The organism is Ferrimonas marina, from assembly GCF_900129905.1.
GTDB classification, from domain to species: Bacteria; Pseudomonadota; Gammaproteobacteria; order Enterobacterales; family Shewanellaceae; genus Ferrimonas; species Ferrimonas marina.
Genome location: NZ_FQXG01000003.1, coordinates 140,947 through 162,529 on the forward strand (window position 1 = coordinate 140,947; position 21,583 = coordinate 162,529).

At 55.7% G+C, this 21,583-nt stretch carries 20 protein-coding genes; 16 read left to right on the forward strand and 4 right to left on the reverse strand.

Going from position 1 to position 21,583, the window contains the following annotated elements; genetic code table 11:
• Nucleotides 1-497: 497 nt before the first annotated feature.
• The gene (locus BUC04_RS23885; protein WP_159437669.1) at nt 498-1,874 is read left to right on the forward strand and encodes a DNA polymerase A family protein; all 1,377 of its coding nucleotides are present in this window, start codon (nt 498-500) and stop codon (nt 1,872-1,874) included.
• Between the two features lie 9 nt (nt 1,875-1,883).
• Here the strand turns inward: BUC04_RS23885 and BUC04_RS23890 are convergent, their stop codons facing one another.
• The 4 genes from BUC04_RS23890 to BUC04_RS07655 form a co-directional block, all read right to left on the reverse strand.
• Nucleotides 1,884-2,951 (reverse strand): hypothetical protein, encoded by a 1,068-nt coding sequence (locus BUC04_RS23890; RefSeq protein WP_067665603.1) that lies wholly within the window; start codon nt 2,949-2,951, stop codon nt 1,884-1,886.
• 99 nt (nt 2,952-3,050) lie between these two features.
• Nucleotides 3,051-4,619: a DNA topoisomerase gene (locus tag BUC04_RS07645; RefSeq protein ID WP_067665606.1), complete on the reverse strand. Its 1,569-nt coding sequence runs from the start codon at nt 4,617-4,619 to the stop codon at nt 3,051-3,053.
• 6 nt (nt 4,620-4,625) lie between these two features.
• Entirely contained in the window at nt 4,626-5,033 is a 408-nt protein-coding gene (locus BUC04_RS07650; protein WP_067665609.1) for a hypothetical protein, read from the reverse strand.
• Nucleotides 5,030-5,491: a type IVB secretion system protein IcmW gene (locus BUC04_RS07655; RefSeq protein ID WP_067665612.1), complete on the reverse strand. Its 462-nt coding sequence runs from the start codon at nt 5,489-5,491 to the stop codon at nt 5,030-5,032. The genes BUC04_RS07650 and BUC04_RS07655 overlap by 4 nt, the downstream gene beginning before the upstream one ends.
• A 52-nt stretch (nt 5,492-5,543) precedes the next feature.
• Between BUC04_RS07655 and BUC04_RS07660 the strand changes: the two genes are divergently transcribed.
• The 15 genes from BUC04_RS07660 (at nt 5,544) to BUC04_RS07735 (ending at nt 21,462) form a co-directional block, all read left to right on the forward strand.
• A complete protein-coding gene (locus BUC04_RS07660) occupies nt 5,544-5,792 on the forward strand; it encodes a hypothetical protein (protein ID WP_143165589.1) in 249 nt (82 codons plus the stop codon).
• The gene (locus BUC04_RS07665) at nt 5,779-6,849 is read left to right on the forward strand and encodes a hypothetical protein (protein WP_143165590.1); all 1,071 of its coding nucleotides are present in this window, start codon (nt 5,779-5,781) and stop codon (nt 6,847-6,849) included. Before BUC04_RS07660 ends, BUC04_RS07665 begins: the two co-directional genes overlap by 14 nt.
• A complete protein-coding gene (locus tag BUC04_RS07670; RefSeq protein WP_067665621.1) occupies nt 6,846-7,454 on the forward strand; it encodes a hypothetical protein in 609 nt (202 codons plus the stop codon). Before BUC04_RS07665 ends, BUC04_RS07670 begins: the two co-directional genes overlap by 4 nt.
• Before the next feature lie 74 nt (nt 7,455-7,528).
• Nucleotides 7,529-7,870: a hypothetical protein gene (locus tag BUC04_RS07675; protein ID WP_067665624.1), complete on the forward strand. Its 342-nt coding sequence runs from the start codon at nt 7,529-7,531 to the stop codon at nt 7,868-7,870.
• Between the two features lie 144 nt (nt 7,871-8,014).
• Complete coding sequence (locus BUC04_RS07680; protein ID WP_067665627.1) at nt 8,015-8,380, forward strand: hypothetical protein; 366 nt, start codon at nt 8,015-8,017, stop codon at nt 8,378-8,380.
• Nucleotides 8,381-8,437: 57 nt separating this feature from the next.
• Nucleotides 8,438-9,157: a type IVB secretion system protein IcmJDotN gene (icmJ, locus tag BUC04_RS07685; RefSeq protein WP_067665631.1), complete on the forward strand. Its 720-nt coding sequence runs from the start codon at nt 8,438-8,440 to the stop codon at nt 9,155-9,157.
• Nucleotides 9,154-10,545 (forward strand): hypothetical protein, encoded by a 1,392-nt coding sequence (locus tag BUC04_RS07690; RefSeq protein WP_067665634.1) that lies wholly within the window; start codon nt 9,154-9,156, stop codon nt 10,543-10,545. Before icmJ ends, BUC04_RS07690 begins: the two co-directional genes overlap by 4 nt.
• A gap of 9 nt (nt 10,546-10,554) precedes the next feature.
• Nucleotides 10,555-13,548 (forward strand): ATP-binding protein, encoded by a 2,994-nt coding sequence (locus tag BUC04_RS07695; protein ID WP_067665637.1) that lies wholly within the window; start codon nt 10,555-10,557, stop codon nt 13,546-13,548.
• A 70-nt stretch (nt 13,549-13,618) separates the two neighbouring features.
• Nucleotides 13,619-14,095, forward strand: a complete 477-nt coding sequence (locus BUC04_RS07700; protein ID WP_159437670.1) for a DotD/TraH family lipoprotein — start codon at nt 13,619-13,621, stop codon at nt 14,093-14,095.
• 26 nt (nt 14,096-14,121) lie between these two features.
• On the forward strand, nt 14,122-14,988 hold the full coding sequence (locus tag BUC04_RS07705; RefSeq protein WP_159437671.1) for a type IV secretory system conjugative DNA transfer family protein: 867 nt from the start codon (nt 14,122-14,124) through the stop codon (nt 14,986-14,988).
• Nucleotides 14,989-14,999: 11 nt separating this feature from the next.
• Nucleotides 15,000-16,148 carry a type IV pilus twitching motility protein PilT gene (locus BUC04_RS07710; protein WP_143165591.1) on the forward strand — a complete coding sequence of 383 codons (1,149 nt, stop codon included), beginning with the start codon at nt 15,000-15,002 and terminating at the stop codon, nt 16,146-16,148.
• Between the two features lie 743 nt (nt 16,149-16,891).
• On the forward strand, nt 16,892-17,506 hold the full coding sequence (locus BUC04_RS23895) for a TcpQ domain-containing protein (RefSeq protein WP_159437672.1): 615 nt from the start codon (nt 16,892-16,894) through the stop codon (nt 17,504-17,506).
• Between the two features lie 11 nt (nt 17,507-17,517).
• Nucleotides 17,518-19,122, forward strand: a complete 1,605-nt coding sequence (locus tag BUC04_RS07725; protein ID WP_143165592.1) for a hypothetical protein — start codon at nt 17,518-17,520, stop codon at nt 19,120-19,122.
• A 5-nt stretch (nt 19,123-19,127) separates the two neighbouring features.
• Complete coding sequence (locus tag BUC04_RS07730) at nt 19,128-20,525, forward strand: hypothetical protein (RefSeq protein WP_067665656.1); 1,398 nt, start codon at nt 19,128-19,130, stop codon at nt 20,523-20,525.
• Nucleotides 20,509-21,462, forward strand: coding sequence for a hypothetical protein (locus BUC04_RS07735; RefSeq protein WP_067665659.1), 954 nt, complete (start codon nt 20,509-20,511; stop codon nt 21,460-21,462). The genes BUC04_RS07730 and BUC04_RS07735 overlap by 17 nt, the downstream gene beginning before the upstream one ends.
• Nucleotides 21,463-21,583: the final 121 nt, after the last annotated feature.

Genomic DNA, 21,583 nt, shown 5'->3' on the forward strand with positions numbered 1-21,583 from the left:
CCATCAAGCGCTTGGTTGGTCGGTACTCAAGCCTAGAATCTCTGTTGGCTTCGCCGCCCGGTGGCGCGCTGGGTAGGGGGGTGGCGAAACTCAGGCCCTTTCTAGAGCAGGCTGCAGGCGAGGCACTGAGCCTCAGCGGATCACCAGACGTGTCTACCAGTCCTGCGCCCGGTTCAGTGATTGGGAAGATCGGGGGGGAGGCGTCACTGATCGGCTCGTCGATTCGCTGCCATGAAGCCAGGGGTGATTCTGAGTGGGTGGGTGCGTTGAGGGGGGCGCGGTATCTGCTGGTGCAAAGCATGTCTGGACACGTTGCATTGCACACGGACACGTCTACCTGGTTCCTGGTCGCTGAACAGTTAAGGGGAGCCGCTCTGAGGGCCGTGATTGAGCAGGTGAGGGCAGATGGTGCCGTAACGCTCTGCATTAGCTCAGAGACTCTGTCTGGCCCTCTGGGAAGGGATTGTGCCCGCCTGTTTGATTACGAGCTCAGGACAATGGTCTATGTTGCCGATTCAAGCGTTCGGGGGGACCAGTCCGATGCTGAGCTTGTTGAGGCTGTGGTGGGTGGCAGTGCAAGGGCATTGGAAGAGGCGTGCTTGCCGATGTCTCACCGTCGCGGGGCACTGATCATGGCCCTGGGTGCCGTGAGGCAGGTCTACGCCACACTTCGGGAGCAGGGGACGCTGGGCTTCTATCTCAATGTCGAAAAGCCCATGACATCGATTCTGGCCGGCATGACCAGTCATGGAGTATTGGTGGACCGAGGTAGCCTCAAGAAGTCCGAGCTGGTATTGCAGAAAGAGCTTGCCGAGGTAACAACTGCATTCAGCGGGGCAGTAGGCCGCGAGGTGGTACTGAGTAAGCCTGCTGACGTCGCGGCGGCGCTGTTTGATGAGCTCAAAATGGAGTTGTCGGCCAAAGGCAGGTCCACCTCGGCCAGTGCTCTGGCTCAACTGCAGGGGGATCCGGCAGTTGACGCGTTACTGCGGGGACGGCAGTTGCAAACACTGCTCTCGTCGACCGTGAGGAAGTTACCAGGGCACATTAACGGCGAGACAGGCAGGGTTCATGCGCAATTTCGTCAAACCACGACTGCGACAGGGCGCCTGTCCTGTGCTGAGCCTAACCTGCAGGGCACTCCCTCAAAAAGTGTCGATGGCGCGTTAATCCGGCAAGCATTTATGCCCAGTGACGGTTACAAGCTACTGGGGATGGATTACTCCCAGATTGAATTGAGGGTGTTGGCCCATTTGTCGGGGGAGGAGGTACTGATCGAGGCCTTCCGCGCTGGCGAGGATATCCATCAACGCACAGGGGATGAGATCTTCGGTGGGCTTGGATTGAGTGGTTCAGAGCGACGGCGCCGAGCGAAGGCGGTCAATTTTGGCATTATTTATGGACTTACTGCGCATGGCCTCGCACCAGATCTGGGCGTCTCTACGGATGAGGCAGAGGGCTATATCCAAACATACCTGCAGCGCCTTCCCAGGGTGGGGGAGTACCTATCTGCATTACGGCAACAGAGCGCGAAAGGATACGTCAGCACACTGTACGGACGGCGGATAGCCATACCCGTAAATACGGTAAGCAGGGCGCGAAGAGAGAGGATGGCGCAGAATGCTCCGATGCAGGGGTCGGCCAGCGATATCATTAAGCGGGCGATGGTGCTGTCCGACCGATACATTCGCGAGCAAGGGTTAGACGCTCACATGCTACTCCAGGTGCATGACGAACTGCTGTTCGAGGTGGACAGCAAGTCTGCGGAGGTGGCCAGGCTGGGGTTAAAGTCGTGCATGGAAAACGCGGCCCAGTTGATTGTCCCCTTGTTAGTCGACGACAAGCTTGGACAATCGTGGGCCGCGGTTCATTGAGGTGAAACGCTACTCGGGAATGGCGTTTACAAACCCTTTGATTGAACTCAGAAGGGCGCGACTGGCCTGGAGTTCACCATTGAGTTGAGCATTCTGCTTGGTTAAGTCGTTCACCTGCTGTGCATTCTGATCGCGTTGCGCCTCAGAAGCGGCCAGGCGCTCCGTTAGCGAGGCGATTTCTGCAAGTGCACGATCCAGTTCGCTTTGAGACGGCATGTTAGCCGCCAGTGTGGGCGCTGGTTGGGCTGCAGGTTTTGCAGGGGTTGCGCGTTTTGCAGGAGCAGCGGCTACGGCTTCCTTGGCAACTTTTGCAGGGGCTGCAGTAGCCTTTGGCTTCTCAGTTTGCTTGGCCTCTGGAGCGGGAGCGGGTTTGGCTGCTTTTGCAGTCTGCTTAGCGGCCGCAGGTTTGGGCTCTGGCTTAGCGGCACTTTCCGCGGCAGCCTTCTTCAGCACTTCTGCCCGCGCCTGAATAACAGCCAGGCCACCCTCAGCGAAGCGGAACTTGGCTTCATTGAAGCCCATCTGCTGAACTTCTTCTTCTACGAGGATCCCCGCTTCTGCGATGGCGTGCAGTACAGCGCCTGCTTTGTCAACAGCGACGTCGGCAGCCTTAGAAACCATGGAAGTAAAGAACTTGTCCTTTGTCTCACCAATGGCAGCGAGTGCAATCAGCACTTTGTTTGCCACAGCCGGTGTTGGCAACTTGGCCGGTAGGGCCAGTGCCTCTTTGGCTTCAACAACGACGGCGGCTTTGGCCGGCGCCTTGGCGGTTGCCTTCTTGGTGGGAGCCTTGGGCGCAGCGGGCTTTGCTGCTTTCTTCGCTGTCGCTTTCTTGGCTGCAGGCTTCTTGGCGGGAGTAGCTTTCTCGCTAATCTGTTGTACGCCAAGTTCTGTCGCAGTGGCATCCCCACCGACAACCTTGATGAGCTTCTTGGTTCGCAGCGCCAAGAAGTTGGTCTTGACGATGGCAGAGGAAAGCTTAGTCGCCTCACATACTTGGTCAGGACTTATTGAGGGGGATTGCACGACGGCCTCGAGCACGGCGCGCGCTTGGTTGTTCAGCTGTACCGCAGTCATACCTAGGCTCCGGAGAGAGTAAATTTAAGGCAACTATAATCAAAAAGCGCAGCCGACACAACTTAGCAAAAGGGGTTGGAAGGCATTGAAGAAGAATAATTAATTGAACGAGCTTGGAGAGAAAGAATCCTGCTCACAGCGACGCAACTGCTGATTAACCAGTTGGCTGGGGGCCAATGAGGTGATGTTGGTTAGTTCTGAGGTGATCTGCTTGCAAACCTCGGGAATTAACAGCCCGGGGAATCGTTCAAGGGTGACTTCATGAATCTCCCTGGCGTATGCAGAAGGACCTAGGGACTTTGGTTGGAAGAGCAGTTTTCCGTAACGCACAGCGTGCTTTGGGGCTGTGGACGGACGTCCGATGTCGTTTTCAATCATCAGCGCTAGGCAGTGCTGTTCTGCGTTGTCAGCATGAGTGCTGACGGTTCCATCGTGACTCACTCCCCTCTGGGACAGTGCCACGGTATGTGACCTTGTTGCTGGTCGTTCAAATGTGCTGTTGGGGCGGCTTCGTATCGTTCTTTTTATGATCTTAGCCGGCCGCCTGAGTTCTTCCGCGATTCGTGCTTGCAGTGCCATTGGGCCTTTATCTTCAGGCGACAGAGTGTAGGTGCAAAGCGTCGCGCCGGTTAGGGCATCAAAGGCTCTCTCGCTGAGCAGCGACAGGATCTTGTCCTTGTCCGTTTGTACCGCGTAGTTTTCCGGTAGGGATAACGGGTGGATTGGTTCGTGTGCTTGTTGTAGCGCATTATCGCCGTGGGCAGGATTGATAACGGTTCTGCCTGTGCTGACGGCTAGCTTTGAAAGGGTGGCTATGGATTGAGGAGAGAAGGTCCTTGAGTCTGAGCGGGGATAGCTAACCTTGCCCTCTTCATACAGCTCTTGAATGTCTTCAGCCACCTGCTGTACCGGTTTCTTCAGGATGCGGGAGGCCGTGAGCAGAAGTTCCTGGTAGGTGTAGGGCAATATTGGTGTGGCAACGAGTGTAGCGGCATGCTCATCCACGTCGATACTGAGTTGCGGCCCTAGCGCCTGTAGAGCCAACTCATGATTGACGTCACTGTCATCAGCGTACAGTGGCACTTCAACAAGCCATCCATCGTTATTAATGGGTTTTCGAATGCATCCAACCTCTCGCCGCGCCAGGGACAAAGCGGCAAGGGGGCTTGATATCCGCCCTCCAGAGTAAGGCCTGTCTTTAACATGGGTAAGGTCGGCACTGATCCGGTCAAACAGTCGGCGATTCAGCGCTGGCCCTTGTAGTGCAGGGTTAACTGCACACCGCTCACCATAGGCGGCAAGAAGGCCGCCGGTGGTTAGAGTCGCAACCCTCATCCGCATCAGGCTGGACCCTGGTGCCAATTGCTGCACCGTGGCGGCAATCCATTCCCCTTCCGTGTCAGGGTCAGTGCAGATCAGGACCTCGTCAGCAATGGAGATGCGTTCTCTCAGGTAGTTGGAGTGGGAAGGGTTGAGCGGTAACAGGGGGACATCGTCGTATGAAACGATCTCACTAAGGCTGTCGGTACTGGCCGAGGTATCTAGGTCGACCAGGCGTCCGCGGGTAGCAACGACTTTGTTCCTGGAATCAGGGAAGGCTTTGTCAGCAAGGTTGGCAAAGGCGCCTTGCTTCCCGGGCGCCTCGATGACAAAGAGTCGTTGCTTCATGTGTGATTAGTTCTCTTTGATGCCGTTCACGTCGGTGACCTTATCGGTCGCGTCGCTCATCCAATCCTGCATCTTCGAGTTGATGTCACGGACCAGATCACCGGAGAGAGACTCAACGGCATCGCAGACATCGAAGTTGTAGTCGAAATCGATGCCAAAGCTCGGCAGGCCGGGCAGTTCCAACCCAAGGCCGCAGTTTGCCAGCATTGCGTTGGGATCTTTGTAGACAAAGGGGTTCATCGCCATCGCTTCCTCGGGGTCTTTCAAATCGGCGCAGGCGTCCTCTTTGGCTCTCTCCCAGGCTTCTTCAACTTGGGTACTGCCGCCGCGGTCTGGGCAGGTGGACGCATTTGCCGGTTGAGCGGCCAGAACCGAAAAAGCCAGCAGTACGGAAAGGGCGAGTGTGAGCTTCATGGTCGTTGCTCCTTGGGATCGAATTGGATGCGCGTGTTGAACAGTTGGAGCACAAGCAGGTGCCGAGTGAACAGGCAAACCCGGTCATGGAGGGCTTTGGCGTGTTCCTGGTATTCCCCGCCGTCGTCCGCCTGGGCGGCCTCACGGGTGAAGTCGATGAGCGCAGTGCCCCAGGGGTATTTCCCGCTGTCGACGTGGTTGAGTTTGGCCAGTGCCATGATCGAGTCTTTCAGGGGCAGGGTGGCAACAACCGGTACCAGCGACTGAAGGCTCTTCTGCACGGTGTCCGGATCGGTTGCGTCCAGACTGCTGAGTGCCTCATCAACCTTTTGGTAGAGGGCATAATTATCCTCTGGAGTGATCGTCCAGTTCTCCGAATCCTCAAGTCGCTGGATAAGTTCGTTGTGACTGGGAGAGACGTTACTCCAGAACTCCTTTCTTGACCGGCTATCGAACACCTATGGCTCCTGAAAATGGCAATTGCCTACTACAGGTAGGATAACATTGTGTATGGAGCACAATATTAATTGTTGTTTGGAGTTTGTAGTAATGAGTAGCGTTGGCGAGCAATTTACAGACCAGCAGGTGACTAACGGTCTTAAGCCCAGCCGTGTGCTGAAAGACCCAGCCAAGGCATCGGAACTTGAGCAGACAGTAAAGGCCATTGCTGGGATCACTGATTCAGGGCAGGACCGGGATAAGGCAACCGGCCAGGACAGGGGAATCAGCCCCAGGGGGGTCGATAATGAGAAACGCTAAGCCACTAAAAAAATTGGTCCTGGCGACCTCACTTGTGTTGGTGTCTGGACAGGCGAACGCAACTTTCCTGTGCTCGGATTTCCCGGCACTTGCTGAGCAGATTTGGGGCAACATTCAGGGCGGGGTTCAGTGGGCAGAGCAGCAGGTAATGATGCAGACCCAGACTGACATCAGCACGCTGCAAAGCCAGATGAAGGTCGATCAGGATTACCAGATCGCAGCCAACCAGATTGCTCGTGACGGTGCCCGGGCCCAGGAGTTGCAAAATCTGGAGCAGGAGCAGATGTCAGTTCCGAACCGAGATACATGTCAGCAACTCACCGCAACGCAGTTGTCCAACGACATTGCCTGTGACAACGATATCGAGCGGGAGGACTCGCGAGAGGACTTTCAGGATTCGGTATCGCAATTCCATGGCACTGTTGCTGAGTTCAGGGAGCACAAGACAGAAGTTATCAATGACCTGGTAGAGGCCTGTCTCGGTACCTCTGAGTTCCAGGGTGCATCTGCCACTGATGACGCAAACTCGGCTTCTTCGTCATCACTGTGTACCGCTGGCGACCTGGTAGTGGGTGGTGCAGGCCAGCAGAGGCTGGATGCTGATTCGAACGAGAAGGCCAAGGCAGTAATCGATCTGCTGGTTTGGTCTGTGCCAGACAACAACGTTGAGTCCGGCGACATTGACTCTCCAGCTGCGAAAGAGCGCCGCTTGCGTGCCTTCCGGAAGAACGCTGTGAAGGCCCTGGCCCACAACTCGCTGACAGAAGTCCGTACCATGTACGCTGTCTCTCCAACTACTGGGCTGAGCCAGATGGATGTGGACAAGACGCTGATCGAGAAAACCATCCGGGATCTGGACAACATCGCCCACCGCGGCGGGCATGCCAACTCGCGTACCCAGGAAGGTGACATTGCCTACACCCCGGAGCTGATCAGGCAAATCACCGATGTGCAAGGAATGAGCGCGTCCTATCTGCATACCCAGAACCAGCAACTGTCGAGGATTGAGGCGTTGATGGCTACCCTGGTGGCAATTCAGGCGGAACCATTGCGATGAGGCGAAGTTGGTGGGGTGTTCTAGCCCTTGTATTTATCGCGCCGGCGCAAGCCAGTTCGGTCGGTGAAGAGCTGTACAATGCTTATGCTCCGTTTGTGCTCCAGATTGCGTACCTGGCAGGTCTTATCTTGTTCGGTTCGGGGATCTACGGTTTTTATCGGGCCAGCAAGGGGCACGGCGACGGCAGTACGAATAAGTCGGCCTTTGCGACGGTAATCGCTGGTACGGCATTGTTGTCGGTAGGCACGTTCTTCTCAATCTGGGCTGCAACAATGTGGGGTGAACAGGTGAGCAGTAACTCACTGACCACGCTGGACCCGGCCTTGCGTAATCTGGCGAATACACAGGACTCCTTCCTGACTCAGTTCATGTCGCCCAGCGCTCTGCAGGACCTGTTCGCTTACTTGCAACTACTCGGCGTGATCGCCTTTGTTCGCGGTACGTTCTTAATTAAAGACCTTGGCCTTTCGGGTCAATCAGGGCAGGCGGCAGGGCCAATGAAGGTGTTCTCTCATATCATCGGTGGCGTGTTACTTATTAATTTGTCCAAGTTTGGTTGTATGCTCCACTACACCTTCGACATCTCCGCACTGTGTGTGACCTAAGGCCAATTTCGATGACAATTATTAACAGATGGTAAAATCCAGTAAAGAACAAAAATAATAAGGACACATCTGCGATGAAGAACAAATTTAATCTGTTCTGCACTTGGTTATTCGTTGCCATGGTCATGCCGGCGGCTAATGCAGCAGGGCTCGAGTCCATTGCTGAAAATGGTAAAAAGGCGGCGGATGAATTCCAAAACCTCGCCGTAAGTGTTGTTTACTTGGCTGGCATCGTGGTGTTTGGTTTGGGCTGTTTCTATCTGTACAAAGACCAGAAGGAAGAGGGCCGGGGCCACGGCAAGACAGGGTTTGTGGCCTTGCTTGTTGGCGCGGCACTGCTGGCGATGCCTTCGTTGGTCGACATCTTCGCAGGCACGGTTGTTGGTGGAGATGCCAACTTCGACTTTTCCAACTAGAGAACTTAGAGTTAATGGCGGCGTGCCTTTGGCGCGCCGTTTTATTTTCTGGAATATTATTGCCACTTGGGCATTTGCCATCTGGTAGGATTAAGAAAAGTGCCGTAACTGCGGCCAATAAGAATAACGACGAAAGGTCTTGTTATGTTTGGCAAAATTAAGTTTTTTCTTTCAACCCTGGCGTTGAGCCTGATGGTGTCCTTTTCGGTGAACGCCGCTGATGGTCTCGAAAAGATTGCAGAGCGCGGCAATACTGCGGCACTTGCGTTCCAGGATCTTGCTGTATCTGCTATCTATCTGGCGGGTATTGTTATTTTTGGCATGGGTTGTTGGTTTCTGTACAAGGACCAGAAGGAAGAAGGCCGCGGCCACGGCAAGACCGGCTTCGTGGCCTTGCTGGTGGGTGCGGGTCTGCTAGCAGCTCCAAGCCTGGCCAACCTGTTCGCGGGCACTTTGACCGGCAATGACACTGACTTCACCATCAAGAAAGGGACTCAGGGCGGTAGCTAATTGGCCGGGTCCGCTGGGGTTTAGTCCCCGGGCGGGTCTGCCCAAGGTGAGTAATAAATGAGACCTATCACTTTATCGGTTAAGCGCAGCGCGTTCCGTGTCGATGACAAGGACGCGCATCTTGCCGATGCGCAGTTTGGCAAAGTGGCCGCCTCAGTGAGGCGGCGCGATGCCAATACCTGCCAATTCTGTGGTTTTCAAAGTTCGAAGTGGCACGAGGTGCATCACATCGACGACGACCACAGTAACAACAACGAGTCCAACCTGGTGTTGGCCTGCCCACTGTGCCACTTGGCACACCATGTCGGTTTCGCAGGGGTGGCTAAGAAAGCCATTCTCATCGTGTTACCGGAGATGGAGGGGTTTGGTCAAGCCGATCTCAATCAGCTCGTACGTTATCTTTGGATCGCTTCAGAGCAGGAATGCGGCGAAGTATCAGTCACTGCCAAAAGCTTACTCAATCAGCTCTATGACCAGCGAGATCCGGTCATGGAGTTGATGGGCAGTGCTGATCCGGGTGTTTTAGCCGACTTCCTGATGGAGATGAGCGAAGAGGAGTACCGAGATCGGGCCAAGGTACTGCGGGGCTTGTTTTTACTGCCGGAGAAATCTGGCTTTGAGCGTCAACTACAGCACTGGATTGAAGAAAGTAAGAGATCGATGCCGATAAACCGCTGGGAGCAGCATGCCGGTTCCAAGTTGCAGTCTTGGGCAAAGGCGAATGGCGGTAAAGGTACGAATTCCGAGATCTACGGTCTTCTCAAGGGTGCTCGATGAAAGTTGGCGTGTGCATCTTCGATCACACTGACACGGCAACCTCCGGGTGGCGTTCCAGTGAGGGATCTGAAGCGGAGCGGATCGACAGCATATCGGAGTTAGCCACCGACACCATGTGGGTGACCAACCTTCCGTACTATGACTTTCGAAAGCTGAACCTGCACCGCTCGCCCAACATTGTCGATGCGCAATACTTCAGGTCGTCCATCAAGCTGTTGACGGATGAGCTGGGGTTAGGTGAAACGCCGGATCGTTTGGCGTCTGTGCTGTCTGGTTTCTTCTCGCGGATGATTGCCGTGGCGGAGAGTAACGGGATTTCAGTGCAGAGTCCGGACTACCGGTACCTGAAGTCGCTTGGGCTTGAACTGGCCACCAGTTTGCTCAGAAAGCGGCCCAGGGGAGCTTTTGGCAAGATGCTGAAGGAGGTGTGGTCTCAGAGCACACAGCAGAACCAGGCCATGCAGAACGCCATGGTGCCTAGGGGGGCAAACGCCTATGCGTTTACGCTACCCAGGGGGGCCTACTTCCGGTGGATTCTGTCGCAGAACTTTCCGTCAGCGACGCACTGGGAGAAGCATAGCTTTGGTGCTGATCAGATTGTCATCGGCGTTCAGGACGGTGTGAAGCTGCCCGGGACCACGGAGGCAATGGCTGCTCTGAAGGATCTGATGAAGACTAAGGCTGGTTTTTTCCGGCTGAGTGTTCAGAGCATGGATCCGCATTACCAGAAGTTCAGTGCCTATGGCTCGGGTTCCAATGTGATGCGCGGTTATGCCTCGTTGCCGGAGATCTTGAGATTGTCCCAATACTCTAAGATCGCCATTGGTGATGGTTGGAAAGCAGACTGCGGCAAGCTGGAGTTCCCGGAGCGGTTTGACATGGCGGCCAACGAGTTCTCGTTTAGCCGTGGCCTACTGTTCGAGAACGTGTTTGCAGCCTATGGCTCGTCATCTCTGTCCGACACGTACTTTCCGTCAATCACTGCCTACCTGAGGGCTTACGACCGGATTGCCTGCAGTTACTTCGCAGAGGCATTCCAGGAGTTCAATTTCTCGGTAGGGAGCTACTCAACGGGGAAGATCATGGTCTATGTCAGGCCGCAGGAGGTAACCCAGGTAGTCAACCTAGCGTTGAGCTTGGGACTGCTACCGCCGATGGACCTGCTGATGGTTGCCGAAGGGGTTGAGGTGGATAACGCCAAATACAAGATCCCGCCGGTGCTGAGGCAGCGCATAGATCAGGACTACATCTGCCGACTCTATCGGGGGCTTGCTAGCCGCCCTGACAAATTGGTGGATGCCCTGGTGAAGATGGACCGGGTCGTGTTGGAGCCGCGTGCTGAGCGCGCTAAGTCGTTAACGGCCGTGTTGGCCTCTTTGCAGCAATAGGAGCGCCGTTTGTTTGGGAAGTTGGGTGGTGAAGTCTTCGCCGATATGGCACACGCAATGCGGCGGTTTTTCAAGCCGGCGATCGCGGACTACATCAATCTCGAAGCGAACTCCGCGATAGACCAGTTCTCGTTGGTGACCTCCGATGGTGGGTTGTTGTCCGTCATTGAAATCGACGGCCTGCTGAGTATCAATGATGATGATGGTGCGTTGCAGATCGCTCGTGGGATCAGTCAAGGCGCAGCACCTCAACTGGCTAAGCCCGGACACCGGGTGCAGGTGGTTTATGAGGGTGATCCTGACCTCTCTTATCAAGAGATCTCTTCGTCTGTCCGTAAGATGAAGGAGACGGCCGCAAGGGTCCATTTGGATCTGGCGCCAATGATTGATGAGCGTGAGCGTGTCCTATCACGACGGACCATTCGCGAGAAGGTCTATTTGGTGCTCTCTACATCGGTCCAGTGTCTTCCGGTCTCAGAGCAAAAGCGGGTTTTGGGGGATCGGGTAGATAAGGCCTATCACGAAGGTAGCCCTCTTCGCCCGGGGGAATTCGCCCAGGCGCCTTACTTTGAGGTGGGCGGTCTGATGGATATCCATCAGGGCTTTGTGGAGCAGGTGAGCCGCGAGGTAGGCGTATGGTGCCGTTACCACACGCTTGGGGCCAGAGAGGCCATTAAGGCCGTCAGGATGCAGGCGTCACGTAACTTCACCGGTGAGGACTGGGAGGCTACGTTGCTAGGTGACAGGGTACCCAAGCGGCTGCTTGTCGAGTCCAACCGCCTAGACGACCAATCCCATGTCATGCACCCCTCGTTGGCTCAGCAGCTGTTCCCGTCAGCCCCTGAGGTCCATGATCTGGACCCAACCATGGTGAAACACGAGGGGCTGATCTACGCGCCAGTGCTGATCGACATTCCGCCTCAACGAACTGCCAGCTTCAACTCGTTGTTTGCCCGGGTGCCAGAAGGTCTGCCTTGGCGGATTTCGCTCAGCATGGACACCGGTCACGACCGGGTCATGTCGGTACTCAAGCGGAAAAAGGGTTATGCAACCTGGTTGGCCGTAACCAACTCGGACAACAAAGCCATTCGTGACGCCGCCGATGAGTTCCTCCATTTCGGGGAGAGGCAAGGGGAGACGGTCGTACCGGTTCAGATCGCTGTCTGTACTTGGGGTAAAACCCATGAGCAGGTATTGAAGCGAAAGGCCCACTTGATGGCGGCGCTGCAAGGCTGGGGTCAAACCGAGGTGATCGAAGAACGAGGCGACGCCATTGAGGCATGGATGAACTCCCTGCCTGGTGTGTCGCAAAAGCAGATAGGCAACCCTATGCCGATGCTGTTGGAAGAGGCGCTGTACATGTCTCCCCTTATGCGACCCTGCAGTCCCTGGACTGAGGGGTCACTGCATCTGCGGACAAAGACGCGAAAGCTCTACCAGTACATGCCGACCAATAGCCAGCAGGAAAACTGGGTGACGCTGATCTATGGCCCGCCTGGCAAGGGTAAGTCTGTGATGTTGGCAGCCTATAACTCGGCGATGTTGCTGAAGCCTGGTAACACCAGGTTGCCGCGGATCACCACCGTAGACATTGGCTTCTCTTCAGCCGGCTGGGTGGACATGATCAGGGCGGCATTGCCTGATGATCAGAAGCACCTGGCGACGGCATTCCAGCTGAATAACCGCCGCGAAGATGCGGTGAACCCGTTTGATCTTCCGCTGGGCTGCGTAAAGCCGTTGGCGGTGGACAAGGTGTTTCTGAGTAACCTCATGGTGACCTTGCTAACGCCGGTACATGGTGAGGGTTCCATTGACATGTTGGCTGAGATGGTGACGCTGCTCATCGATGCCATGTATGAGTTGCGGCTGCCGGAGAACCAGCCAGAGCTGTACGAGCGGGGTCTGGATGAGGTGGTAGATGCCGCCGTTGATCTGCACTCGCTGCACTACGTCGAAGACGACACTTCTTGGTACGCGATCCGGGACCTGTTGTTTGATGCCGGCGACAGCGTCAATGCGTTGAGGGCCCAGCGATACGCGGTGCCCACACTTGATGACGCACTGACCGCTATGACGGAGAACCAGACCTTCAGGGACTCTTACGGTGATGATGAGCGGGCTAAGTTGCTCAAGGCCATGATTGTCTCCGCTACACGGGATTACCCGGTGCTGAGCACCCGCACGAAGTTTGATTTGGGCGATGCCAGGATCGTATCCATCGATCTGCAGAACGTGGCCATCACGGGTAGTGCAAAGGCCGATAAGACCACCGCCGTCATGTTCATGATGGCCCGGCAAATTGGCGCCAAAGACTTCTACCGCAACTTAGAGACACTGGTGGAGATCCCGGAGAAGTACCGACGACACCATGAAAAGATCATCACCTTGGATAACCAGGTGCCTAAGGTCTTCAGCATGGATGAGTTACACAAGATGCGTAACGCCCCGCAGGCGATCGAGCAGGCCATCATCGACGCCCGGGAAGGCCGGAAGCATGAGGTGATGGTGACCCTGGCCTCGCAGTTCCTGGTGGACTTCGATGACCGTATGGTGAAGCTGGCCAATAACGTCTACTGCCTTGGTTATGCCAACGAGGAAGACCTACGGGACATCATCCGTAAGTTCGGCTTATCAGGGAGCACCCAGTCCTCCATGCGCCGCTTGATGCGGGGTATCACCAAAGAGGGCAGCGACTTCCTGGCGCTGTATCGGGTGAAGAACGTGAACGACTTCGTCCAGCAGGTGTTGATGTTGACCTTGGGTCCGATGGAGGCCTGGGCCTACTGCACCACAAAGGGTGAGCGGGAGCTGCGCAACGAACTTTCGAAGCTTCTTGGCCTAGGAAACGCCCTTAAAATCATGGCCAAAGAGTTCCCCACGGTATCAGCCGGTCAATACTTGCAACATTTCAAAGAACAGGCTGTGTATACTGATGAAGACAATATTTATGCGCTCGCCGCCAGGGAACTGGCGGAGAAGCACGCCGAGTTAGTCTCAGACTAAATTGGTGACAACAATAATTAATGCAGTGCATATGATGCGTACGATTTTTTTGCCTTTAGTTTCAGTCTTTATGGTTAGCGGATGCGCCTTCTCAACGGCGTCCGAGCAAAGCCATCCCCAGGGTGACCTGGTGATGCCGCGCTCTGATGCTTTGTATGAGTTGCGCTCCATTGCCGTGGAGGCCAGGGATGAGCTTCGCCTGCTCGCTAAGACGCGGGATGCCCTGGCCATGACGGAACTGACTGAACAGCAAAAAGCCGAGCGCATGTACCAGAGCATGGTGGTACCCCCAGGTTTTGAAAAGCGGGTTACCTTCAGCTTCGCCGGTGATGGCAGCAAGGCGGCCGAGGCAATTGCCTTGACCGCGGGATACCGTTTCCAGGCTACCGAGACCAAGTACCAGTCCGATCCCTTCGTCAATATTCGCCTGGCCAATGAGCCATTGAACAAGGCCTTGCGCGAATTAGGGTTACAGACAGGGGGCGTGGTGCTAATCGAGGTAGACCAGGCAAATCGAGTCCTGCACTACATCTACCGGGGCGAGTGATCATGATGTCCTTACGACCACTGTTGATGCTGTTGATGCTGTGTCTTCCAGCGCTGGCCAACGCCAGTTCTGATCGAGACGGTGTGCTGCAGCGCTTGCAGGGGTTGGACAAAGAGAACACTCGTGTTGTGGAAGTGTCGGCCTTGGCCGGCGAGGGCGATGACCAGATGCGGCTAAGGGCGATGCGCGAAGCGGCAATCTCGGTAGGAGCTCAGCATGGGTACAACGAGTATATGGGCTATCTAAAGGGCGAGCTGGAGACGATCTCTGCGGACCTGGATGCGCTCTTTCCGTTTCGGGACCTAATGCGACTCGAGGACAATGGGCAAGTTGAGCTGTATTTGTTACCGCCCGTAGTTCGCGAGGTGAAAGACGTCACCCGTGTAAATGGTGAGCACACGGAGCTGACGACCACTGGCACTTTGCTCGCCGTAGATAAGCCAGCAAGATTGGTGACCACGCCACCGGACTGGAGGGAGTACGTGTTCTACGACCAAGCCGTAGACATATCAGATCCACCGTCAGTGCTTCTTCCGGAAAGTGACAAAGAGAAACAAGCGTGGGCTGCTTGGGTGTTAGAAGGATGGTCTGCAGGAGTCGAGCAGGCTGACATCGAGATGAAATACCGACTACGTCGACTCGGTTCGGACTTTATCGGTATGGCCAAGTATCTGCGACTGGTATCGGAGAACAAAGCCTACAAGGCCACTGTTGTGTCTCAGAGCGTTGATGTACACGGAGACAGCAACCGTATGGCCATCGAGCAGAGGGTATACAAGCTGCACGATGGCGGTGGACTACAGTTGGATGCATCCGACTGGAAGGCTGTGCCTCTGGATAACCGGGAAAGCTACCGGCTACAGAGTGAGTTCGAGTTGAGGGAGGCTTACTAGGAGGACTATCGGTGACAGACACCTCGCTGGTGATGCCAGGCTTTCCTGACAAGATCACAAGCGAGCACGAACTGAATTTGGTACTGGAACACGCAACGAACCTGGGTGCATCGGATCTGTTTTTCATTGCCGGTGATCAGCTCATGGTGAGGGTGTATGGGCGATTTGTGCCTATCAGCACCCGACGGCTGAAGGATATGGACGTGACGGCAGTCTTGTCGGCCATCCATAGCAATGAGGCTGAGACGTTGCTCAAAAGCGGTGTGCCGCTGAACCCCAGCTACGAATATCGTAGTACGACGGGGCATAGGCATCGATATCGCGCAAACGCTGTGAGTACGCGTGTGAGAGGACGTGGGACTACCCGTGTCACGCTCAGGACCATTAATCACGTGCCGCCCTCGGTGGAGGAGATCGGTCTAGATCCCAGCATCGTTAAGATCTGCAGTGAATCAACCAAGGGGCTAGTGGGCTTCATTGGAGCGACAGGTACCGGTAAATCCAGTTCACTGGCGGCCATTTTGGCCAATCAGCTGGAGGATCCCGAGCGCCACGAGCATCTGGTGACCATTGAGCAGCCTATCGAGTACGTCTATGACGACATAGTGCGTATTAATTCCCTTTACACGCCGCTGGAGGTGGGTAAGGGGGTGCAGTCGTTCGCCGCTGGAGTAGAGAACGCCATGCGTATGGCTCCGACGTCGATCCTGGTGGGGGAGACGCGCGACCCGGAGACTGCACTGGCGACCATATCGGCCTGCCTGTCGGGGCACATGGCCTATACCACTCTGCACGCCCCTGGTGTCGCGGAGGCAGTGACGCGTCTGATCAATTTGTTCCCGCATGAGATGCATGGGCAGATCAGGACAGACTTCTGCCAGCAATCGGTATTGCTGGTGGCTCAAGCGTTGTTGCCTACGGTGGATGGCAAGCGGGTCGCGGTAAGGGAGGTTCTTCCATTCGATGATCCGTTGCGTGAGCGCCTCATTGGGGCGGCCAATATTGCTCAGGAAGCGCTGTTGGCAACGGAGTCCCAGGGTCAGCCTATGATTGCGGACATCGAGCGCGTGCATCAGGCTGGTTTGATCTCTGATTCTGTCTACCAGGGGGCCAAGTTCAACTACGACCGCCGCCGGCAGGGGATGCAGTATGCCGCGTAGGGATCTGAGTAAGCCGGTCAAGGTCTGGTTCCTGGACGGCCACTTTGCGCCGTTGTTCCTATTGCTGCTGCTGATGCCCTCAATGGGCATGTTGGCGTTTACGGTGGGGCTTGCCAGTGTCATGACGATCGCCAGGCGGCATGGTTTCGGGCTCGGGGCGATACTCCGACGGTTCAAGATAATGATGACAGGCCCGGTGAAGCACATAAGGCCGTCGTCGCGGCATCGTATACGGTAGCGTCGGTGCGGAGGTTTTGCTCAATAGCCGCGACCAGGGTGGCGTAGAGAGGGGTCAGGCCAATAGCAGCCACGGGGCTCTTTAAAACGTGTAATTATATGTGGAGCCACACAACAATAATAATAGTGGAAGTGTATCTACCATGGTGAACCATAAGAAGCGCATTGCAAGCGCCGTTGGGGCAGTGCTGTTGGGTCTGGCTGCAGTCCCTGGCCAGGCTCAGTTGTACATTAATCCCATCGTCCGGGTGTCCCAGCCTCCGAGTCAGGAGGAGATGGACAGTGCCCTAGATGAAGCACGGCAAGGGGCCGAGCAAAAGGCACCTGGTGTTCCTTCCAACCGGATCACGGTAAACATCAAGCACCCTGACCCGCAAATCCAACCAGAGCGCCCGCAGGGGCCCGCAGTGCCTCCAAACCATGGTCGGGTGCTGTACCCCGTAAAACCTCACCAGAATCCCGCTGATGAGCCTCTGCGTTATGCTCCAAAGCCCCACAGCGAAATCGTGTCCCCGGAAGTACCGGGCGCCGTTGTTGGTAGCGATTACCTGATGGTCAGCCAGGAACGCGCGTTCCAGGCAGTTAAGACGTTCGGCCGTGATGTCCCGCTTGAGTTGGCGCTGGGCTCCATTGTTCCGAACCGGGATCAGTGGACTGTTCACTTCGATGGAGAGTTGGCCTCCAAGCGTGTCAGTTGGAAAGGTGGCAACACCTGGCAAGAGGTCATCGATGAAATCGAGCATCGAGAAGGGATCTTCATTCACGTCAATCCACTGGAGCGGGCCATTGGCGTAGCTGAGAAGGCGAAAGACGCGAAGCACTTTGCCCACCGAGAGCCGAAAGTATGGGACATCACCGGCGGCACTGAGCTGCGGAAGGTGATCGCAAACTGGGCCGATAGGGCGGGTTGGCGTGTCGCTTGGGATGCAAGCTATGAGATGGAGTTCACCATTGCCTTTGATACCCGGTTCTATGGGGACTTCGAGGGGGAGGATGGTGTGCTGGCGCGTCTGCTGGCCAGTGTCAGTCGGAATAACGACCCGCTCTCCGCTCGTATGCACTTGGGTAACGACGTGATCTACATCCACCAGGGTGGTCACCGTCAGTCGGTTCAGTACTAGGGACACGAAGAATGAAAATGAAACTCCTTAGCCTCGCAGTTGCCTTGCCGTTGACCCTGTCCGGCTGTGCCGTGAGCACCATGTACGACCGGGAGGGTGTGATCAACAATGGCGTTGACCATGCCGAGCGGGTTACCGCTATGGGCACGAAGCTTTCTCGGCAGGCCAGCAACGTAGTGATGGTGGATGACTACTACATTGCCGATGCCGGCTTTAAGCTTTCCGAGCGGGAACTGCTGCCGGAGTTCTTTGAGCACGACGTGTACATTGGCCAGCATCGGGCGGTATCGATTCAGGAAGTCATCGGCATGATCGCTCGGGAGACGAAGCGGCGGGTGATTTTGACCGATGACGCAGTAGCCTACCTGGACAACAAGTCCGGTGAGGATGGGGCCTCAAACGTCAACAACATCGACGAATCAATGAAGGGGCCGGTTGACACTCTGGCGATCGCTGCGTCATCACAGAAGTTGCCGGGCGCAGGTGCTTTCCTGAACATCGACCACGAAGGCACCTTGTCCGAACTACTGGATCTGATTTCTTCCAAAACCGGCCTCTACTGGAAATACAGCAAGGGTCAGATCGTGTTTTTCCGCTACGAGACCGTGACGGAATATCTGGCCCTGGACAGCGGATACACCAATTTCAGCAGCAGCGTAGATTCGAGCTCCAGCGCAGGCGGCGACGGGCAAACTACCGGTAGTCAGCATAAAACGTCCTTCGAGTCAGCAGCTGGTGACGGCTGGGCGGCGGTACAGGAGGCCATCTACAGTATGGCCAGCGAAGAGGGTCGGTCGGCCTTCAACCAAACACTGGGGTTCGTGACCATTACCGACACGCCTGACCGTGTTCGCCTAATGCAGGACTACATCAAGCGGATTAACGAGTACGCCTCTGAGCGCATCTCTATCGGTGTGAAGATCTACGACATCGAGATTGAAGATGGTCAAGAGTTCGGTTCCGGCTGGGATATGCAGTATGCCGGCTCTGAACGCGCAAGCATCATTGGCTCCAATGGGGCCTCAGAGGCCTTGGCAACCATTACCTCAACCCTGCTTACTGGCCGCTTCGCCAATAGCAAGTTGTTCGTAGAGATGCTGGATCGCAGCACCTTGTCATACACCGAGACCTCTCACACCTTCAACACGGTCAATGGCGCGGCCGTGCCAATCCAGGTTGTGGATGAGATCCCGTACCTGAAAAAGGTAACCGCCGTACTGGATGACACGACCAGCACTACCCGTTTTGAGATTGAGCAGGACGTAGTGAACTCTGGTGTTTCCATGACTGTTTTACCGCGGATGACCGGGCGTCAGTCGATGAATGTCACCTTTGCCGCGGATATCGGTAAATTGCTGGACCTGAAGACCGAGGAGTTCGGTGATGGGTCTAAAGTCCAGTTGGCTGACCGGAGTACCAAAAACTACCTGTCCCGGATCCCGATGAGGTCTGGGGAGACGGTGATGTTGAGCGGATTTGAGCGCACCACGCACATCAGCAACAAACAGGGTCTGCCTGATAAAGACGCCTGGGTATTGGGCGGCAAGATGGACAGCAGTGCGAAACGCATCATGACCGTGGTTCTGCTCACTCCGCACATCATCTCGAAGGAATAATCGTAATGGCTACCATCCAAAGCCAGGGCCAGGAGTACGCCGTAGGACTGCACTGGGAAACCTTCCGCAAGGAGGAGTTTGCCCAGGGCAAGAAGCGCCGGATGCAAGAGCTCGGCATGACCTTTGGGGTAGTGCAGGCTAAGGCCAGCTCCGAAGGTGAAGAGCTGTTCCTGCTGGGTCTGACCAAGAGCAAAGAGCTGAAGGGGAAGGCCTCAGCTGCGCTGCATCTGTCAGGCTTGGAAGTAAACCTTCTGCTGATCGAGCGGCTTGGCCCTAACAAGATCTGGTTGGTGGCGGTTCTGGACGGCCAGATCCTGCCCGGGGGCGATGACATCGTTTCCGATGGGGAGGCGAAAGACCGGATCTTCGAGTTGTACTCAGCGATCAGTGACTCTGCCGAGGGCGAGGTTCCTGTCTGCCTACCGGGCAGCCTGAGGGACGAATTAGATCTGGGGTTTGCCGAGGCCTTAGAGTTTGGTTTCGATGGCCTGTGTGAACATCACGGTCAGTTCCCTGACCCGCAAGTAAAGATCCGAAACCTCAACTTGCTGTCACGCAAGAACATGGCCATCGCCGCAGCTATTGCGGGCTCTGCCATCGCGTATCTCGCCAGCGGTTCGGGTGGTGAAGAGGCTGGCCCAGCGCTTGATTGGGGTTCCCCGTCACAGGGTCTGGGCCCGGTATCAGGCAAGATTGATGAGGTTAGAAAGCGCACGGGCCCTTCGCGGGAACAGATCTTGGCCGCTGCGCGAGATGAGGAGATGACCTGGCTACGGTTCGAGTTGGAGCGTTCCAACTCGCCTCTGGAGCTGATGTCAATTTACAGCTTTATCACCAGTTTCCCGATGTCGCGGGGCGGATGGGATGTTGAGGCGTTTTCTTATCTGCGGGAGTACCCGGGACGTATCGGCGTCATTTGGGCTAAAGACGGTCTTGGGACATCACTGACCCTCAGGCAGGAACTGGCCGGCACTCGGTTGTCATCGCCGATCAACTTCAACCTAGGCGGGAAGAAGGCTGTCAGTCAGCACTGGATTGCGGATGTTACCCGGGTAATCGAAGACGATGACCTGGAGTCATTCATTAACTCTTCCACTTATCGCCATGAAGAGTGGATGCATGATCTGGATGTCTTTGGGTACGAGTGGTCGATGGTCGAGTTGCACAACGAGGTGCGTCGGGTGCCTATCGAAGGTGTGCTGGACCCTCAGGTGGCGGTAAAGCCCCAGCTGAAGGTGAGCGCCAAAAGCCTAAAAGTGAATGGGTCAGACGAAATGATGCTGATCAACCTGAAAACCATGTTGGCGGCTAGCCCGACAACGCTTATCGAGTCCGTGAAAGTCGGCGCGGGTCCTGTGATGGACTGGGAGTTCAAAGGTATTATTTATGAAGAAGTTGAATAAGCGTTCTGGGGTTGTACTCGCGGTTGCACTGGCGGGCTTTTCTGGGGGCACCATTGCGGCGGAAGAGGGTATTGCGGCCCTGGCCGGCCATGAAGGTGACGCCCCGAGCCAGGTGACGGAGATGGCCACCGAAATGGCGACGCTGGTGTCTCGGCCTAAGGTGGAGATCATGCCGGAGACCGTTGCCGACATGGACGAGGCAGCGCAGCGCGCCAAGAGCCAATCCGATATGAAGGGTGAGCTGTCTAATCTCAAGCTCCAGGTGCTTCTGGAAAAAGAACGTGCAGAGCTGAAGAAGCTCGAGGAGGCGGCTAAGACCAGCTTCTACACTGAGCAGTTGAGCAAGATGGAGCAGTTCTACGAAGACCACGTAGATGGGCTCGTTGTGGCGCATGAAACGGCCATGAACGAACTGATTGGCGACTATGAAACTCAGTTGCAAGAGGTGCGCAACAATTGGGCTATCAACCTGCAGGAGCAGGTGGCTGGCCTGAACTTCCAAATCGAGATGTTGCGGAAAGAAAAAGCCGGTCTGTCAGACCAAATTGCGTTGCTGGAGGAGCAGATTAAAGCCCAGGCGCCGACCCACGAAGCGCTCAAACTGGTTTTCTTTACCAAGTACATGACGGTGAACGGTGAAGCCAAGGCCGAGTTTTTCTATCGCGGTATGAAGTTCGAGTTCCCGGGCTCTGGGACTCTCCCAGATGGTCTTCGGGTTACTGTCACGTCCAAACGTGAGGCTTTGGTCGAGCATACTGAAAGTGGGCTCAGCCGAGTAGCGCCTCGTGTACCTCTGGACTTCGCCATCGCTGAGACGAACCGTGTGCTGTACCCAAATACCGAGGAAGAAGGCAAGGATGAAGGGGATGATTTCCTCAATCCGCCGCTAACCTCCAGCGCTCCCACAACCGGTGGTATTGCTCCGCCGGCTTATTGAGTTCGCTATCCAGAGGGCCCTCGTGGCCCTTTTCCAATTTCAAGGCCCCCTTATCGAAAGTGATAATATTAATGTGCCCGACATAGAGGCGCATAAATAGCTCCATGCCAAACAATAATAA

What these genes read in the sequence shown, in the direction of transcription:
- BUC04_RS23885 (WP_159437669.1), top strand. Translation starts at nt 498, where the DNA reads ATGGTCTATGTTGCCGATTCAAGCGTTCGGGGGGACCAGTCCGATGCT.
- BUC04_RS23890 (WP_067665603.1), bottom strand. Translation starts at nt 2,951, where the DNA reads ATGACTGCGGTACAGCTGAACAACCAAGCGCGCGCCGTGCTCGAGGCC.
- BUC04_RS07645 (WP_067665606.1), bottom strand. Translation starts at nt 4,619, where the DNA reads ATGAAGCAACGACTCTTTGTCATCGAGGCGCCCGGGAAGCAAGGCGCC.
- BUC04_RS07650 (WP_067665609.1), bottom strand. Translation starts at nt 5,033, where the DNA reads ATGAAGCTCACACTCGCCCTTTCCGTACTGCTGGCTTTTTCGGTTCTG.
- BUC04_RS07660 (WP_143165589.1), top strand. Translation starts at nt 5,544, where the DNA reads ATGGAGCACAATATTAATTGTTGTTTGGAGTTTGTAGTAATGAGTAGC.
- BUC04_RS07665 (WP_143165590.1), top strand. Translation starts at nt 5,779, where the DNA reads ATGAGAAACGCTAAGCCACTAAAAAAATTGGTCCTGGCGACCTCACTT.
- BUC04_RS07670 (WP_067665621.1), top strand. Translation starts at nt 6,846, where the DNA reads ATGAGGCGAAGTTGGTGGGGTGTTCTAGCCCTTGTATTTATCGCGCCG.
- BUC04_RS07675 (WP_067665624.1), top strand. Translation starts at nt 7,529, where the DNA reads ATGAAGAACAAATTTAATCTGTTCTGCACTTGGTTATTCGTTGCCATG.
- BUC04_RS07680 (WP_067665627.1), top strand. Translation starts at nt 8,015, where the DNA reads ATGTTTGGCAAAATTAAGTTTTTTCTTTCAACCCTGGCGTTGAGCCTG.
- icmJ (WP_067665631.1), top strand. Translation starts at nt 8,438, where the DNA reads ATGAGACCTATCACTTTATCGGTTAAGCGCAGCGCGTTCCGTGTCGAT.
- BUC04_RS07690 (WP_067665634.1), top strand. Translation starts at nt 9,154, where the DNA reads ATGAAAGTTGGCGTGTGCATCTTCGATCACACTGACACGGCAACCTCC.
- BUC04_RS07700 (WP_159437670.1), top strand. Translation starts at nt 13,619, where the DNA reads ATGGTTAGCGGATGCGCCTTCTCAACGGCGTCCGAGCAAAGCCATCCC.
- BUC04_RS07705 (WP_159437671.1), top strand. Translation starts at nt 14,122, where the DNA reads ATGCTGTTGATGCTGTGTCTTCCAGCGCTGGCCAACGCCAGTTCTGAT.
- BUC04_RS07725 (WP_143165592.1), top strand. Translation starts at nt 17,518, where the DNA reads ATGAAAATGAAACTCCTTAGCCTCGCAGTTGCCTTGCCGTTGACCCTG.
- BUC04_RS07730 (WP_067665656.1), top strand. Translation starts at nt 19,128, where the DNA reads ATGGCTACCATCCAAAGCCAGGGCCAGGAGTACGCCGTAGGACTGCAC.
- BUC04_RS07735 (WP_067665659.1), top strand. Translation starts at nt 20,509, where the DNA reads ATGAAGAAGTTGAATAAGCGTTCTGGGGTTGTACTCGCGGTTGCACTG.